The organism is Algivirga pacifica, from assembly GCF_039543525.1.
GTDB classification, from domain to species: Bacteria; Bacteroidota; Bacteroidia; order Cytophagales; family Flammeovirgaceae; genus Algivirga; species Algivirga pacifica.
On the sequence record NZ_BAABJX010000006.1, the window covers coordinates 44,628 to 60,003 of the forward strand.

Annotated in this window: 14 protein-coding genes; 9 read left to right on the forward strand and 5 right to left on the reverse strand. The window is 40.8% G+C overall.

The genetic code is table 11. The features are described from left to right. Positions 1-438 precede the first annotated feature (438 nt). Entirely contained in the window at positions 439-2,949 is a 2,511-nt protein-coding gene (locus tag ABD985_RS01705) for a DUF5686 and carboxypeptidase-like regulatory domain-containing protein (protein WP_345368687.1), read from the forward strand. Between the two features lie 219 nt (positions 2,950-3,168). On the opposite strand, the gene ABD985_RS01710 is transcribed toward ABD985_RS01705, so the two are convergent. Next, a complete protein-coding gene (locus ABD985_RS01710) occupies positions 3,169-3,534 on the reverse strand; it encodes a hypothetical protein (protein ID WP_345368688.1) in 366 nt (121 codons plus the stop codon). 244 nt (positions 3,535-3,778) lie between these two features. On the opposite strand from ABD985_RS01710, the gene ABD985_RS01715 reads away from it, so the two are divergent. Further along, complete coding sequence (locus ABD985_RS01715) at positions 3,779-5,668, forward strand: glycoside hydrolase family 13 protein (protein WP_345368689.1); 1,890 nt, start codon at positions 3,779-3,781, stop codon at positions 5,666-5,668. A gap of 184 nt (positions 5,669-5,852) precedes the next feature. Here ABD985_RS01715 and ABD985_RS01720 read toward each other — a convergent pair whose 3' ends face one another. After that, positions 5,853-6,290 carry an NUDIX hydrolase gene (locus tag ABD985_RS01720; protein ID WP_345368690.1) on the reverse strand — a complete coding sequence of 146 codons (438 nt, stop codon included), beginning with the start codon at positions 6,288-6,290 and terminating at the stop codon, positions 5,853-5,855. Between the two features lie 162 nt (positions 6,291-6,452). After that, on the reverse strand, positions 6,453-7,268 hold the full coding sequence (locus tag ABD985_RS01725) for an MOSC domain-containing protein (protein WP_345368691.1): 816 nt from the start codon (positions 7,266-7,268) through the stop codon (positions 6,453-6,455). A 522-nt stretch (positions 7,269-7,790) separates the two neighbouring features. Here ABD985_RS01725 and ABD985_RS01730 point away from each other — a divergent pair. The 7 genes from ABD985_RS01730 to ABD985_RS01760 all read left to right on the forward strand — a co-directional run bounded on the left by ABD985_RS01730 (position 7,791) and on the right by ABD985_RS01760 (position 13,811). Next, entirely contained in the window at positions 7,791-8,588 is a 798-nt protein-coding gene (locus ABD985_RS01730) for a sulfite exporter TauE/SafE family protein (RefSeq protein WP_345368692.1), read from the forward strand. 128 nt (positions 8,589-8,716) lie between these two features. Beyond that, positions 8,717-10,123 (forward strand): MBL fold metallo-hydrolase, encoded by a 1,407-nt coding sequence (locus ABD985_RS01735; RefSeq protein WP_345368693.1) that lies wholly within the window; start codon positions 8,717-8,719, stop codon positions 10,121-10,123. Between the two features lie 228 nt (positions 10,124-10,351). Further along, positions 10,352-10,915: a YeeE/YedE family protein gene (locus ABD985_RS01740; RefSeq protein WP_345368694.1), complete on the forward strand. Its 564-nt coding sequence runs from the start codon at positions 10,352-10,354 to the stop codon at positions 10,913-10,915. A 4-nt stretch (positions 10,916-10,919) separates the two neighbouring features. Further along, positions 10,920-12,326 (forward strand): OprD family outer membrane porin, encoded by a 1,407-nt coding sequence (locus ABD985_RS01745; RefSeq protein WP_345368695.1) that lies wholly within the window; start codon positions 10,920-10,922, stop codon positions 12,324-12,326. Next, positions 12,326-12,748 carry a DUF6691 family protein gene (locus ABD985_RS01750; RefSeq protein ID WP_345368696.1) on the forward strand — a complete coding sequence of 141 codons (423 nt, stop codon included), beginning with the start codon at positions 12,326-12,328 and terminating at the stop codon, positions 12,746-12,748. Before ABD985_RS01745 ends, ABD985_RS01750 begins: the two co-directional genes overlap by 1 nt. 161 nt (positions 12,749-12,909) lie before the next feature. Further along, positions 12,910-13,335 (forward strand): rhodanese-like domain-containing protein, encoded by a 426-nt coding sequence (locus ABD985_RS01755; RefSeq protein WP_345368697.1) that lies wholly within the window; start codon positions 12,910-12,912, stop codon positions 13,333-13,335. Positions 13,336-13,415: 80 nt separating this feature from the next. After that, positions 13,416-13,811 carry a DUF983 domain-containing protein gene (locus ABD985_RS01760; RefSeq protein ID WP_345368698.1) on the forward strand — a complete coding sequence of 132 codons (396 nt, stop codon included), beginning with the start codon at positions 13,416-13,418 and terminating at the stop codon, positions 13,809-13,811. 368 nt (positions 13,812-14,179) lie between these two features. Here the strand turns inward: ABD985_RS01760 and ABD985_RS01765 are convergent, their stop codons facing one another. Further along, positions 14,180-14,719: a hypothetical protein gene (locus ABD985_RS01765; protein WP_345368699.1), complete on the reverse strand. Its 540-nt coding sequence runs from the start codon at positions 14,717-14,719 to the stop codon at positions 14,180-14,182. 243 nt (positions 14,720-14,962) lie between these two features. Further along, positions 14,963-15,205, reverse strand: coding sequence for a hypothetical protein (locus ABD985_RS01770; protein WP_345368700.1), 243 nt, complete (start codon positions 15,203-15,205; stop codon positions 14,963-14,965). Positions 15,206-15,376: the final 171 nt, after the last annotated feature.

The following is a 15,376-nucleotide window of genomic DNA, read 5'->3' on the forward strand; positions in this document are numbered from 1 at the left end:
TGTTTATCGCTTATTGCTTATCGTTTAAAAAAATATTGAAAAATACCTTTAGGGTATTGTATGTCGTTTAGGGGTAAAATAATTTTCTTAACCGATAACCGATAACCGATAACCGATAACCGATAACCGATAACCGATAACCGATAACCGATAACCGATAACCGATAACCGATAACCGATAACCGATAACCGATAACCGATAACCGATAACCATTGCATGGCGCCCGATAACCGAGTATTATTATTAGCGCATAATATAAGCAAGTCTAGAGTGACTTTTAGAGATAAAAAAAGAAATCTCCTTTGAAAGAAGGGCGTCTATGAACTATTATTAAGAATAATTCTCCATTTATTATTGAACCATGTAGCTTGTGATCAGTTAGATTTTCGTTTATTCGCGAAATTTTTTCTTACGTCTTCACTGTACGATTATTAATTATGAGAAAAGACCTTATGATAGGTTGGGTAGGGGTAGGCCTACTGTTATGTTTGCCCTTTTCGGTATTGGCACAGTCCCTTATAGGTAAGGTGGTAGATGCAGAATCAGAAGAAGGAGTGCCTTTTGCTAATATATATTATGAAGGAAGCCAAATAGGTGGAATGACGGATGCGGATGGAAATTTCTCTATTCCATTTCGCCCTGCCTATACGTATTTATTGATTTCCTATGTGGGGTATGAAAAGGGAAAAGTGGCGGTACCTCGTACGAATACTCCTTTAAAGATTACTTTGATACCCGAGAGTGGGCAAATGGAGGAGTTGGTGATTACCCGAAAGGGATATGAGAACCCAGCATGGGATATTATTCGTCATTATATTGATTATAGGGAGCAGAATGATTATGATCGTTTGGAGGCTTATGATTACCAGACCTATACCCGTAATGAGTTTTTATTGACGGAACTGAACGAAAAGCTGGAAAAGCGGAAGGTCTTTAGGGAAGTAATGGAGGCTGGAAGGGAAAAAGAGGTGTTGAGCGGAGCTAATAGTGGGTTGCCGGTATTTATCTCAGAGACGTCCTCCCGAAACTACTTTGCGAAAACACCCAAGAGACGCACAGAGCGTGTGTATGAAAGCCGTATTGCAGGAATAGGAGTGGATGACGGCTCCTTGCTCTCTCAATTTACAGGAGCGGGTTTTCAGGATTACAATTTTTACGGAAACTATGTGTCGGTGATGCAGAAGCAGTTTATCTCTCCCTTGGGAAAAAGCTGGAAGATGTATTACGACTATGAGCTGGACTTGCAAAAGATGCATGTCGTGGATGGTATTCCTTGCTATAAAATTCGCTTTTGGCCCAAGAGAGCACAAGATCTCGCTTTTTCTGGAGTGGTATACATTGCGGATGAAGACCACCGTTATGCCATGAAGAAAATAGAGGCAGGGATTGGGAAAGGTGCAAACATTAACTTTGTGGACAGTGTATACTTTGAGCAGGAATTAGTAGAGGTAGAAGCCGATCAACCTTTAATGCCTAAAAAGCAGTTGATGTTGCTAAGGGTTTCTGGTGGAAATAAGTTAGGGAAGCTACTGTACAAAAATTATATAGAGAATAAAGGGTTCGTCTTAAACGTACCTCAGGAGCCTTCTTTTTACGAGCAGGAAGTGGTAGTGCTTTCGGAAGAAGAAAAACAGTCTTCGGAGGAAGTAGCAACCAACGCATTGGATGCATTAGATGTCGCGGGAGTAGATCCACAACATCTGGCACTGATTGATTCCGTGAGTCAGATGAAAAGTGTAAAGAGAACCATGGCCTTGGCGACGATCTTGGGAACGGGATATATCAATGCCGGAGGACTAGATGTCGGCACCTATGGAGAGGTGATCGCCTACAATGATATTGAAGGGGTGCGTTTGCAAGTTGGAGGCTTGACCAATGTTGACTTGAGTAAGAAGTTTCTATTGGAAGGATATGTTGCCTATGGCACAAGGGATCAGAAAATAAAATACAGCCTGATGGGGAACTGGTTTATCAATCGAGATAAATGGCACCTTATCGGTGGGATGCATGCCAGGGATATCGGTCAGGTGGGATTAACAGATGATGAGCGACCATTGCCATTTCTGTTCCGTGCGGCCAATCGTTGGGGTACTTTGATCGCACCTTTTGAGTATAACCTTTATAAGGTATGGTGGCAATCTGACATTACCAAAGGATTGACCTCTAGGGTTGTGTTGAGACATCGACAACTCTCTCCAGTTTTTGATTTTGGCTACTATGACAACGCTGAAGAAGGACAAGATCCGGTACTGAAGGGTCAGGAAGGCTTCGATCATACCGAAGTATCAGCGGCCTTGACCTATGCGCCAGGTGTGCGTTATGTGCAAACGGCTTATAATACCCGTATGGCCATCAGCAGCGATAGTCGTCCCGTGATCTTCTTGAAGTATACGTATGGGATTCCGCAGCTATCTGTGTCAGCGTTGAGTTACCATAAGGTAGAGGGCAGTTTACAGCAACTTAAAAGAAGTCGCTTTGGACAGACTACTTATCGTTGGACAGCAGGGTTTATACCAACGCCTTTGCCTTTTCCGTTACTGGAAAACCATCTAGGCAATACAATTCCTATATTATATAATGCCGACGCTTTCAACCAGATGAATAGTCTGGAGTTTGTCAGTGATCGTTACGTCTCTTTACGACTATTACATCAATTTGAAGGCCTGTTGTTTAATCGTATTCCCTTAATGAACCGATTGCGATGGAGGGCGTTTGGAGGAGCCAACCTATTATATGGTAGCCTTTCGGAGGAGAATCAAGCCATGATGTATGGTGAGCAAGCAGAAGGATCACTGAGAACACTGGAGGAGCTGCCCTATGCAGAAGCTTACTATGGTATAGAAAATATACTAAAGGTGTTTAAGGTCTACTTTGTACATCGCTTGACCTATACGGATACTACAGCACCATTATTTAGTATAAGGATGAGTGCGGGATTCTCTTTGTAGTGATCAAGATTTTTTGGACTTACAGGATACGAATATACTGGTCGTAGCGTTCCGCACGTCATGTAATGATACGATCTAGTTTGCCCCGTATGCAAACAAATACTGGTCGTAGCGTCCACGCTACGACCCAAAAGCGTTTTCCCCGAGCGTCCACGCTCGGGTGGGTGAAAAAAATGGGTAACAAGTAACCTTCCTACTATCTAATTATTGATATAAAAACTATTTGACCACTTCAGTAATAGAATACTTACTCCATTTACCAGCTTTACTTTTCTGTAAATATACGCTGTATTCAAGAGTGTTCTTTTCTCCATGTAAAGTAATCTTGTATGAAGTGGTATCGACGTTACTAGAAGAAACCCTTGAGAAATCTATATATTCTAATTTATCCTTATAGACTTTTCCCAAAACCTCTTGAGTTTTTTGATCATTTATTAGGCTATCATAATCTTCCTCAAGAAAAGGTGGTTGACGTTTACTGCGTACATAAGAACCATATATATCCATCACAGTTACAGCCATTGCAAACGCGAAGATCGCAATTAGTGTTTTTCTATTATTTCTTATCAGTGTATTTATATCCATACAGAGGCTGTTTATAAAAATTATTTTCTATAAAATTATATAGTGTAGGCCCTCGCGTCATGTGAGGGTTCACGTAAGAATAGGGTTTTGAGTAGCTGTAACGCTTACTTTCTGTCAAGAAGTATCTTTGTGTCTTCTAACTCATCAATAAATATCATAATATTAATATCAATCATTATTTTTTCAAGATATTCGGTGTAATATGTACACGAAAAATGAAGTAGTGTCATTTAACACCTTTATAATGAATAAACTAAATATCAAAACCTTTTTGCTAGCATCAGCTATGCTAGCCGGAGGATGTGCGACACCGCCTTCTTCGGAACAAACTAATGAACAACAGGAACTAAGGGTACCCACCTGGGCAAAGGATGCCGTTTGGTACCAAATCTTTGTAGAACGCTTCCGCAATGGAGATACCGACAATGATCCTACTTTGGAGACGATCAAAGGGTCTAATACACAAGCCTATCCTGAAAACTGGGCAGTGACTCCTTGGGAACAAGACTGGTATAAGCCAGATCCTTGGGCAGATGAACTGGAAGGAGATTTTTACTCCAAGATACAGCACCGTCGTTATGGGGGTGATTTGCAAGGCGTATTGGATAAGCTGGATTACCTAGAGCAATTGGGCGTGACGGCGATTTATTTCAATCCTTTGAATGATGCTCCCTCTTTGCATAAGTACGATGTGAGAAATTACCGTCATATTGATGTGAACTTTGGGCCGGACCCGGAGGGGGATATGGAACTTATGGCGACAGAAGATCCTGAAAACCCTGAAACATGGAAGTGGACTTCGGCCGACCTATTGTTTCTGGAGCTAGTTGAGGAAGCACATAATAGAGGGATTAGAGTAGTAATGGATTACTCCTGGAACCATACCGGAACGTCTTTCTGGGCGTGGCAAGATGTGTTAGAGAAGCAACAGGAGTCTAAGTATGCCAACTGGTATATGATTGATCAGTGGGATGACCCTGCAACAGAGGAGAATGAGTTTGCTTACACCGGTTGGGCAGGGCTTTCGTCTTTGCCGGAGCTAAAGAAGATTGACGTAGTAGACCGTAAGCATGGACACCCTTATGAAGGGAATATGCTTGAAGAGGTAAAGCAACATATCTTTAATGTTTCCAAAAGATGGTTAGACCCAAAAGGCAATGGAGACCTTTCTAAAGGAATTGATGGGTATCGTTTGGATGTGGCAGACCAAATTCCAATGGGTTTCTGGAGAGACTATCGTGATTTTGTAAAAGGGGTGAATCCAGAAGCGATCTTGGTTGGAGAGATCTGGTGGGAAGAATGGCCAGACCATATGATGGATCCTCGTCCTTATGTAGAAGGGGATGTGTTTGATGCGGTGATGTTTTATCAATGGTATAAGCCCGCACGTAAGTTCTTTGCCATGGCAGAGGGCGGAGCGACTCCTTCTCAGTTTGTGAATGAGTTGGATGCAGCCATGAGAGGAATTGACTTGAGAAACCAGAAGGCAATGATGAACCTAACGGCTAGTCATGACTCCCCTCGCTTCAGTACTTCCTTCTTCAATAAGAACAAGTACAAGTACAATGCAAAACCGACGGATGATCCTACTTATAAAACAGGAAGACCCGATGCGCTTACTTTCCAGCTAATGCGAATGATGCTGATGCATCAGTATACCTTTGTGGGAGCGCCGCATATCTGGAATGGAGATGAAATGGGCATGTGGGGTGCTGATGACCCAGATGATCGTAAGCCACTGTTGTGGGATGATATTACCTTTGAGAATGAACGCTATAATATCAAAGGCGAAAAAGATCATAACGATAAGGTAAAACAGGATAAGGAGTTGATGGCCTTCTATGAGAAGCTAGGAGCGATTAGAAATGAGTATGATGCTTTGGTAGATGGAGATTTGGAGTTCTTCCTGAAGGATGACAATCGTATGCTATTGGGCTATAGCCGTTCATTGGGGGATGAAAAGATCCTATCCATTTTCAATATGTCTGATAAGCCACAAGCGGTAAGGCTGAATGAAATGGGTACGTACCATGATTTGATAACGGAGGAAAGCATACAAGTGACGGATCAAGTGCCACTAATGTTACAGCCGTTTACAGGTACTATTCTTCTTCGTGAGAACGGGCAGGAATAATGGAGGTAAAAGGTAAAAAGTAGGGGCGACCCCATGTGGTCGCCCGAGCAATAGTAAAAGGTAAAAAGTAGAGGCGACCCCATGTGGTCGCCCAAACCACAGTAAAAGGTAGAAAGTAGTAGGTAAAAGGGGGAACTTAATTTAAATTTTCTCCTTTCTCCTTTCTCCTTTCTCCTTTCTCCTATCATGCAGGCTCTACCTCACCAATATCCCCAAATTCCTTCCCTTTGCATAACTGCTCAATATAGTTCTCCAGGTTAGGGTACAGTCTTCGGCCGGCAAGTAAGGATACAGGCTCCCAGCGACAAGCATAGCCAGAAGAATGCTCAGGTTGTATCTGAGGAGCACAACCATCCAGTTGGTGTACAAGGTATACAGAGTGTTTGACAGGTTTCCCATCATTTTTTCGGTGACTGAGGGCAGTTAATAAGCATTCACTACTCACTTCTATCTCAATCCCTAATTCTTCTTCAAACTCTCTGATCAATGTTTCTTCTGCAGATTCATTCTCCTCAATGCCACCTCCTGGTATGTGCCATAGTGGATCTTCAGAAGGATAACGATATTCAATCAATAAGGCGTGCTCATCCTTGATTAGCAACCCACAAACTCTATGTTTCATACGGTAAGGATTTTGTCAATCAACAATTATTAATTTTCACTGAACAGTGAACAGTGAACAGTTAATAATGAGTAGTAAATAATTGAAAATTGAAAATTAATCATTGAAAATTAAATTCCACTACACTCGCAATCATACTCATAAAGCACCAATCTCACTGCTCTAAAAATACCCTTCTTTCTCAGTCATCACTACAACAGTATCCCCCACTCGAATCTTTCCAAAGGTAGTAGCCACTGCATTCTCTCCCACTAGAATCTTGTTTCCCAGCTTCCGGTAAGTGGATAGCGTAAGTAGAGGCTCTTTACCTTTTTCTCCATTGTCAGGATCGATCGTAGTGACCACACAGCGGGCACAAGGCTTAGGGGTTTTAAAAGCAATATCCCCTATAGTAATGTCTAGCCATAGATCTTCCTCAAACGCTTGTTCCGTGTCTATGATAATGTTGGGGCGAAAGCGTTCTGCCTGAATACTTTGTGATGGGATTCTTTGATCGAGATCTTTGATGGATGCACTGCCTAAGATAAGGTAGGGGAACCCATCGGCAAAGCTTACCGTAGTATCTTCCTTGATATGATCATTTTCTTCCAAAGGGCGATGAGACGTCTGATCCATATAGACCAATTGTACTTTTTTCTTCAGTTGCTGGGAGAACCATTGGTCTACTTCTTTAGATACTAGGCTTCCCATCACTTCTTCTCCCCAAATGTTGACAGGGATCTGCTCTTCCAAGGGCTGTATTGGAATATGAATAGTTTGTTGATCTCTACGATCGGTGACGGAAATTCCTTCATCTGAAAGATTAGGAATAAAGTGGCATAGATCGACGAGCTCTCTTTGTGTCTGAAATTTTCCTTTTTCGTCGACGAGCATCCAACGCCTGTCATATTCAAATCCTCTTTCTTGTGTATTGGCTGAGGAGACCGCAATACCTCCTAAAGATTTGATAGGGTATATATAGAGTGCTTTGACTTTCATGTTTGAGATGATTTATAGGATTGTGGATGTTATAAAAGTAGGGGAGACCCCACGTGGTCGCCCCAAGCAAGATAAAAGGTAAAAAGTAAAAAGTAAAAGGTATAAAGTATAAGGAAGAGTGCCCCTTGTGGTCACTCCCAATACCTATATGGTTGTAGAAGGTAAAAGGAAGGATACTATTTGTGCTCACCCGAATAAAAGAGTAGTGGTGGAAGTCCTTCTTTGGGTACTTATAACTATTACTTTTAATTCTAAAATGATGTGTCCTAATAATTAGATATGATTTTAGAATTAAAACCCTATAAACCCTATTTATTCAATAGAGATATAGGGGTTGTTTGATTTTATTTACAAGGAGGCTTTTACGATGGTTGATGTTCTTAATGGTGCTGAAAATCATCAATTTGTATTCTTGTGTGACTTTTGTCCGGAAAATCAACACATGAAGATTTGTACATATGAAATTTACTTGATATGTTTGCAGTGTAATCAGAAATAAAAAGCTATAAAAAGAAGTCATTTATGGAAATCGTAGGCTACGCAGGTTCAATATTGATCGGAGTGTCGCTCGGATTAATTGGAGGAGGGGGATCAATTTTGACTGTTCCGGTACTGGTGTATTTAATGGGAGTGAATCCCGTATTGGCGACAGCATATTCCTTATTCGTTGTAGGATTGTCAGCACTGGTAGGATCTTTTAACAATATGAAGAAAGGCTTGGTAAGTTATAAGACGGCGATTGTTTTCGGTATCCCGTCAATGTTATCGGTCTTTTTGACTCGAAAGTATCTGGTGCCAGCGATCCCAGATCAGATAGCGACTATTGGAGGATTGGAGGTTACAAAGTCTATGGGAATGATGTTACTGTTTGCAGTAATGATGCTTTTGGCTTCCATTTCCATGATTAAGGGAAGAAAGAACGCATTGGATGGAGAAGAAGAAGAGATCAAGTTTAACTATCCAATGATTGTATTGGAAGGTCTTGTAGTTGGCTCCCTTACCGGTTTGGTCGGCGCAGGTGGAGGATTCTTGATTATTCCGGCCTTGGTTGTATTGGCTCGATTGCCGATGAAGTTAGCGGTAGGTACGTCTTTATTGATTATTGCCGTGAAATCACTGGTAGGGTTCCTTGGGGATATCAGCAGTCAGCCGATTGAGTGGATGTTCTTATTGATCTTTACAGCATTGGCAGTGAGTGGAATCTTTGTAGGTTCATGGATGTCTAACTATATCCCAGGACACAAGTTGAAAAAAGGTTTTGGTTGGTTCGTTGTGGTGATGGGGTGTTGGGTACTAACCAAAGAAATTATTCTAAGATAATATTAGTACAAGGTAACACCTTGCAAGTACAGGGCATCGCCCAACTAGCACAGAGTATTGCCCAACTGGCACAGGGCATCGCCCTGTGACATTAAAAAGATTAAACATAATTAAACACTATATAAGCGATGAGTAACGTAGTAGAACAATTGTACACAGGATGTTTGGCACAAGGTGCTTATTACATCGAGTCAAATGGTGAGGCAGCGGTAATCGATCCGCTTAGAGAAACTGCACCATATGTAAAAATGGCAGAGGAAAGAGGTGCGAAGATCAAGTATATCTTCGAGACACACTTTCACGCAGATTTCGTTTCAGGGCACGTAGACTTGGCCAAGAAAACAGGAGCAACAATTGTTTACGGCCCAACCGCAGATCCATCTTATGATGTGCATGTGGCAACAGATAATGAGGAGTTCAAATTGGGTGATTATGTAATCCGTGTATTGCATACGCCAGGACATACGATGGAATCTTCAACTTTCTTGTTACTGAAAGGTGGAAAAGAGGAAGCGATCTTTACAGGAGATACACTATTCCTGGGTGATGTAGGACGTCCAGACTTGGCTGTGAAAACAGACTTGACGAGAGAAGACCTAGCGGCACACCTGTACGACTCTCTTCGTAATAAAATTATGACGTTGCCAGACGATGTCACTATCTACCCTGGTCACGGAGCAGGTTCTGCTTGTGGTAAGAATATGAGTAAAGAGACCGTAGGGAAACTTGGAGAGCAAAAAGAAACAAACTATGCACTTCAGGATATGACGAAAGAAGAGTTCATCAAACAGGTGACTTCTGGAATCTTACCTCCTCCTCAGTATTTCCCTAAGAATGCGATGATGAACAAGTTCGGGTACGAGGACTTTGATGAAGTGCTTTCTCACGGGTTGACAGCCATGGAGCCAGCAGCATTTGCAGAAGCAATGAAGCAGGAAGGGGTTGTTGTATTGGATACAAGAGCACCACAAACCTTTAAGGATGGTTTTGTACATGGAGCAATGAATATTGGTTTGAGTGGTAAGTTTGCGCCTTGGGTAGGTGCATTGATCACGGATATCAAAGCACCAATCTTATTGATCACAGATGAAGGTGGTGAGGAAGAGGCCGTAACAAGACTATCTCGTGTAGGCTATGACAATACAATTGGTTTCTTGAAAGGCGGAATGGTCGCTTGGGAAGCTGCAGGGTTAAATGTAGAAACAATTACCTCTATTCCTGCGACAGAGCTAGAGGCTAAGATGGAAGAAGGTACAGTGGATATCATTGATGTTCGTGGACCAAACGAGTACATCTCTCAGCATATCAAAGGAGCGGAGTCATTCCCATTAGATTATATCAACGATCATCTGAATGATCTGGATAAGGACAAGAAGTACTACCTACACTGTGCAGGTGGTTACCGTTCAATGATTGCAACGTCGATCTTGCGTGCAAATGGATATAATAATATTATCGATGTAGCAGGTGGTTTCGGAGCAATCAAAGAAACAGGAATTATGTTGACGGAGTATGTATGTCCTTCGACATTATAATAAGAAAGCTATAAATCAGGCAGATATCCTTTGTGGATATCTGCCCTTCTGATAAAGGGAGGACAAAATAATGAAGCCAAACTCCCTTTGTTAGATAGACTTATTGTAAATGACTTCAAACGGAAGAACATATTCCATCAGTTATTAGTTATAATATATGTTGGTATATTCATATGAAGAATATAGGTTTAGGGTTTGAATTAACAAATTAAACTGAAGTAAAAAGAAATGGAGTGGATTTTACAACCTTGGCCATGGTATGTGTCAGGACCATTGATTACACTGACAATGGCACTATTGCTATTTGCAGGTAAGTCGTTCGGTGTATCGGCGAACTTGCGTGTGATCTGTTCAGCTTGTGGAGCAGGAAAGAAGAATGACTTCTTTAATTTCAACTGGAAAGCACAACGCTGGAACTTACTATTTGTTATTGGGGCCGTTATTGGAGGGTTTATCTCTGCAAACTTTATGAACGGTATGGAAACACCGGAAATAGCAGAGTCTACTAAGGCTTCATTAGCACAAATGGGGGTACAAGCAGATGAGACAGGTCTACTGCCTCAGGAGTTGTTCGGTACGGAAGCACTATTTACCTTAAAAGGTTTTCTAATTCTTGTAATTGGAGGCTTTTTGGTAGGGTTTGGAGCACGTTATGCAGGCGGTTGTACATCAGGTCATGCGATCAGTGGTTTATCTAACTTGCAGTTACCATCATTGATTGCCGTGGTAGGGTTCTTTATTGGAGGCTTACTAATGACGCATATCCTTTTACCGTTAATTCTATCTTTCTAGAGAGATGAAACGACTGGGAAAGGTTCTGAGAGGACTAACGATACTGATGATGTTGCCTTGGTTTGTTGAAGCACAGCATCATGCCATGCCAGAGGGGCATGCCAAGAAATCGGAAGAAGTACATTCCATTCGTGAATTCTTCTCTGAGGGCCATTTCCACGGACATATACGCTTAAACTCTATGGCAACAATTAATAGTGGTGCGTTGACCGACTATTATGCCAATGGGTTGGGAGGAGTATTGGAATACCAGACCGCTAACTTCAAGGGTTTTGAGCTGGGATTAAGTGGGTTTTATGCTTTTAATCTGGGTTCTTCTGATTTTTCAGAACTAGATCCGATAGCGGAGCGTCCTGCATGGTATGAATGGCAGTTGTTTGACTTACATGATCCAGAAAATAAATATGATCTGGACCGTTTAGAGCAATTGTACCTGCGATATCGCTTTGCCGATCGCTCTTACGTACAGATAGGACGTATGGGGATTCATACTCCTTTGATGAATACGCAAGATACACGTATGAAGCCTTATGTGGTACAAGGAGCCTGGTCGCAATGGGAAGCGGTAAAATCACTGACCCTGCACGCGGGATTCTTTACGCATGCATCCCCTCGTTCTACATTGGAATGGTATCCTATGGGTGAAGTGCTTGGCATGTATGAACACGCACTTTGGGGACATGGACATGAGGTGCCTGCTGTACAAGATACCGAAGGAGTAGCTATTCTAGGGATTAACTACCAAGGGAAAAAACCTTGGTCCATTGATGTTTGGAACTATACCATTGAAAATATTTCCAACACATTTTTCGGGCAATGGTTATATAAAAGAAAAGTAAGTCAGTGGCATGCGGTGATGGGGTTGCAATATATCTATCAGCATCAAATAGGTACCGGAGGACATGAGGAAGCTGAGCTGGCTTTTATGGAAGAGGGGCAGCAAATCAATATCCTTTCGGGAAAGTTAGGAATAGAGGAAAAAGCATGGGAGGTATCCATGAACTATACCTGGGCAAGTGATCAAGGAAGGTATACTTTTCCCAGAGAGTGGGGAAGGGAACATCTCTTTACTTCCATTCTTAGAAATAGAATGGATGGATTGGGGAATTTTCAGGTCTTGGTGCTGAAATCAGCATGGAAACCCTCTGATCACTTAACATTCAAATTGGAGGGAGGACGCTTCTGGCTTCCATCTCATGAGGATAAGGCCATGAATCATTATGGGGACTTATCCCATAATCAGCTCAACGTAGAGACTGATTACGATTTCAGTAAGTTTTTTGAAGGATTGCATTTACAGCTTTTGTATGTCTGGAAGGGCAATACAGAAGAGTTATATGGAGAGATAGAGCCGTTGTTCTATAATGCAGACCTACATCATTTTAGTTTAATTGCAAACATAGAGTTCTAATGAAAAAATCAATTGGTATCCGCTATATTTTTATGGGAATGTTGTTTGGTATTGTAATGACCAAATCACAGGCCGTTTCTTGGTTCAGAATTCAGGAGATGTTCTTCTTTGATAATTTCCATATGTACGGAATTATAGGCTCAGCGGTTATTCTGGGGGTAATTCTGGTAGCATTGGTAAAGAAGTTTGGTTTGAAAGACCTTAATGGAAACCCTATTGTATTCTCTGATAAGGATATGAGTATTCCAAGATACCTAATTGGAGGAACAATCTTTGGTTTAGGGTGGGCGTTGACAGGAGCATGTCCGGGGCCTATGTTTACGCTAGTGGGACACGGTGCTTTGACGATGTTATTGGTTATTGTGAGTGCACTTTTGGGGACATTTGCGTATGGTCTTCTTCGCAATAAACTACCTCACTAAGAAGTGGATTTCAATATTGATATTAGGAGAAAAAATAGTAACTTTAGGCTGTTACAACCAATCTTATATTCCCGCAATTCATCGTAGTTGCGGGATTGTTTTTTTACATTAACTTCTTGGAGGGTGTGTTTTTAAGCATGCTCAAAACTAACGATTTAAAGATGAAAAAGATTTTATTATTAGTGGTGCTGTTATCTTCAATAGGAGCCTACTGGTATTTTGAAGCTAAAGGAAAACATAGTACAGAGATATCTGCTACCTCAAAAGTAGAGGTGGTCAATGCAGAGGAGTTTTCGAAAATGATAGAAGCTGGAGAAGTATTGCTGGTGGATGTGCGTACTCCAAAGGAGTTTCAGGAAGGTACGTTGGAAGGTGCTGTGAATATTAACTTTTACGATGCTGACTTTGAAACGAAAATAAAGGCATTAGAGACAGAAAAACCATTATATCTATTTTGTCGTTCGGGAGGTAGAAGTAATAAGGCTGCTCATCAATTGTCTAAGTTGTCTTTTACAAAAATTTATGATATGAAAGGAGGAGTGAATGCCTGGGGTGCTGCCGGGAAGTCATTTGTCCAACCTGAATAGTCATTTCTATTAGAACATGTTTGGAACCCATATTTGAATTGGCGTTCCAGATATGTTCTTAATATAAAATAATCCAACTGATGAAAGAAAAGGAAAAAACTTCAGCTGCAGAAGCCGTGCTACCTATGCTATCGGGGAAATGCCCTTATTGCTTGGAGGAAAATATGTTCTTGCATGGACCGTATCATTATAACTTCTCCAAGATGCATAAAAAATGTCCTTCCTGTGAAGGTGATTTAGAGCCAGAGCCAGGCTTTTATTTTGGAGCTATGTACATTACCTATGCTTTCAATATCGCATTGCTGATAACCTTTTTTGCGGCTACCTATATTTTGGTGAATCCAGAAAGTATATGGGTGTATTTTACAGCAATCTTTACGCCTAGTATTTTATTGCTTCCTGTCAACTTTCGTTGGTCAAGATCTATTTACTTATATCTTTTTGGAGGTGTGACCATAGGTTCCCGTAAAAAGTAGAAAGATAAGTCAACATGAATCATCCCATATTAACATTTAAGGGGTGATTCATGTTTTTTGTTTAAAAAGTGCCTTTATATATCTAAAAATGGCCTTGAAGAATTGCCGTTAAAATTTTTAATCTTAAAAGCGTTAATAAAATTCCATTGTTTGAGCGTAGCGAGTTGAATACGCCATGTAATGGTTTTAGCTTTTGTGATTAAAAATTAGGCAAATTCTTCAAAGCCTTGATTTTTTTGCTTCGTTTTTTCATCAAGGAAAAAATGAAGAAACTCATAAAGGGCTTGTGAGATAGCTATAAAGTGATGAATTCTCAGAAAGCTAAGCCATTTGTTAATATGGGATGACTCATTTTGACTTATTAATAACTACATGCCGCAGCAGTAATGCCACAACTGCCGTACTTTTTCATCGATCCCCTCTTCATTCCCTTCCATCAAATCAACAGAGAGTTCAAAATACTGACAAGCCCTTTTCGGAAAGCCTACTGCTACGTAAGCAATCCCTAATTGCTTGGCGTGTACAGCGGCTTTTTCAGGGGTTGACTCTAGTGCTAAGCATTGTCTTAGACAACTGATGGCATCCTGATAATGCTCCAGAAATAGGCTACTTTCTCCTTTAATTCTTAAAGCTTTGAGTAAACGTTCGTCATCGGTAAGAAAGGAGTGTCTTTGAGGAGTGAGTTCATTGATGATTTGATTGGCCTCATCCAAACGCAGTTGAAGGTCCGCTTCATTTATAGTAGACTCTTTTTTCCATATAGTCACGACTTCATAGGCCTTGAAGCGAAGTTGCTCAAAGGCCATATTTTCGCTAGACATATTGCCTTGAAGTAAAGGAGATTCACTTTGAGCAAGTAAAGGGAGTAGAGGGAACAAAAGAAGTAATGATAGTAAGGTTGTTTTCATAGGGTTGTTGATTAGGTTTCTGACAATTGAATGCTGTTAGAAGCATATGTATATTAACGTATATTTAGGAGAATGATACAGGGAAACTTCAAAGAGAATCTCCTTAACATTACGCATGCATGATATTTTCTTGGAATGTTAGAAATAAAAAAACATGAGTCGCCCCGTATTAAGATTGAAGGGGTGACTCATGTTTCTTTTTTTACCTGACTGAAAGTACTGCTCGTTCTACGAGTAAATGAGCTAGATGCCTACTTGTGATAGGGATACATCCCGACAGTACTCGTAAAGTAAGTGTGTTTCTTTGATTTCTTCGATACTGACAATCTGATGATTGTTTTCTGGATCAATTTGAACTTCTACCCAACGGTCTTTGCAGAGGTATAGCTGGTATGAGATGGGCTTTTTGTAGATACGACTCACAAAAGTAGATGCAGTGATGATCAGACGGTATCTAACTTCAAATGGCAAGGTGTTGAAATTCATCTCTGACTCGTGATTTATCGGTAAGATTCTTTTTTTTTAAAATAATGAATTTTAATGAGATTTCTATGGAGATATTATAGGAGATCCACGCTCGCTTATTAAAAAAGTCTGATTATAACGTTTTGCTGAGCTAGGTTATATATAAAAAATACCATTAGAATTTTCTACTTT

Bases quoted from the DNA above. Each gene is read 5' to 3' on its own strand.
- ABD985_RS01760 (WP_345368698.1), top strand. From the start codon at position 13,416: ATGAAAGAAAAGGAAAAAACTTCAGCTGCAGAAGCCGTGCTACCTATG.
- ABD985_RS01730 (WP_345368692.1), top strand. From the start codon at position 7,791: ATGGAAATCGTAGGCTACGCAGGTTCAATATTGATCGGAGTGTCGCTC.
- ABD985_RS01710 (WP_345368688.1), bottom strand. From the start codon at position 3,534: ATGGATATAAATACACTGATAAGAAATAATAGAAAAACACTAATTGCG.
- ABD985_RS01755 (WP_345368697.1), top strand. From the start codon at position 12,910: ATGAAAAAGATTTTATTATTAGTGGTGCTGTTATCTTCAATAGGAGCC.
- ABD985_RS01745 (WP_345368695.1), top strand. From the start codon at position 10,920: ATGAAACGACTGGGAAAGGTTCTGAGAGGACTAACGATACTGATGATG.
- ABD985_RS01705 (WP_345368687.1), top strand. From the start codon at position 439: ATGAGAAAAGACCTTATGATAGGTTGGGTAGGGGTAGGCCTACTGTTA.
- ABD985_RS01765 (WP_345368699.1), bottom strand. From the start codon at position 14,719: ATGAAAACAACCTTACTATCATTACTTCTTTTGTTCCCTCTACTCCCT.
- ABD985_RS01770 (WP_345368700.1), bottom strand. From the start codon at position 15,205: ATGAATTTCAACACCTTGCCATTTGAAGTTAGATACCGTCTGATCATC.
- ABD985_RS01720 (WP_345368690.1), bottom strand. From the start codon at position 6,290: ATGAAACATAGAGTTTGTGGGTTGCTAATCAAGGATGAGCACGCCTTA.
- ABD985_RS01735 (WP_345368693.1), top strand. From the start codon at position 8,717: ATGAGTAACGTAGTAGAACAATTGTACACAGGATGTTTGGCACAAGGT.
- ABD985_RS01750 (WP_345368696.1), top strand. From the start codon at position 12,326: ATGAAAAAATCAATTGGTATCCGCTATATTTTTATGGGAATGTTGTTT.
- ABD985_RS01740 (WP_345368694.1), top strand. From the start codon at position 10,352: ATGGAGTGGATTTTACAACCTTGGCCATGGTATGTGTCAGGACCATTG.
- ABD985_RS01715 (WP_345368689.1), top strand. From the start codon at position 3,779: ATGAATAAACTAAATATCAAAACCTTTTTGCTAGCATCAGCTATGCTA.
- ABD985_RS01725 (WP_345368691.1), bottom strand. From the start codon at position 7,268: ATGAAAGTCAAAGCACTCTATATATACCCTATCAAATCTTTAGGAGGT.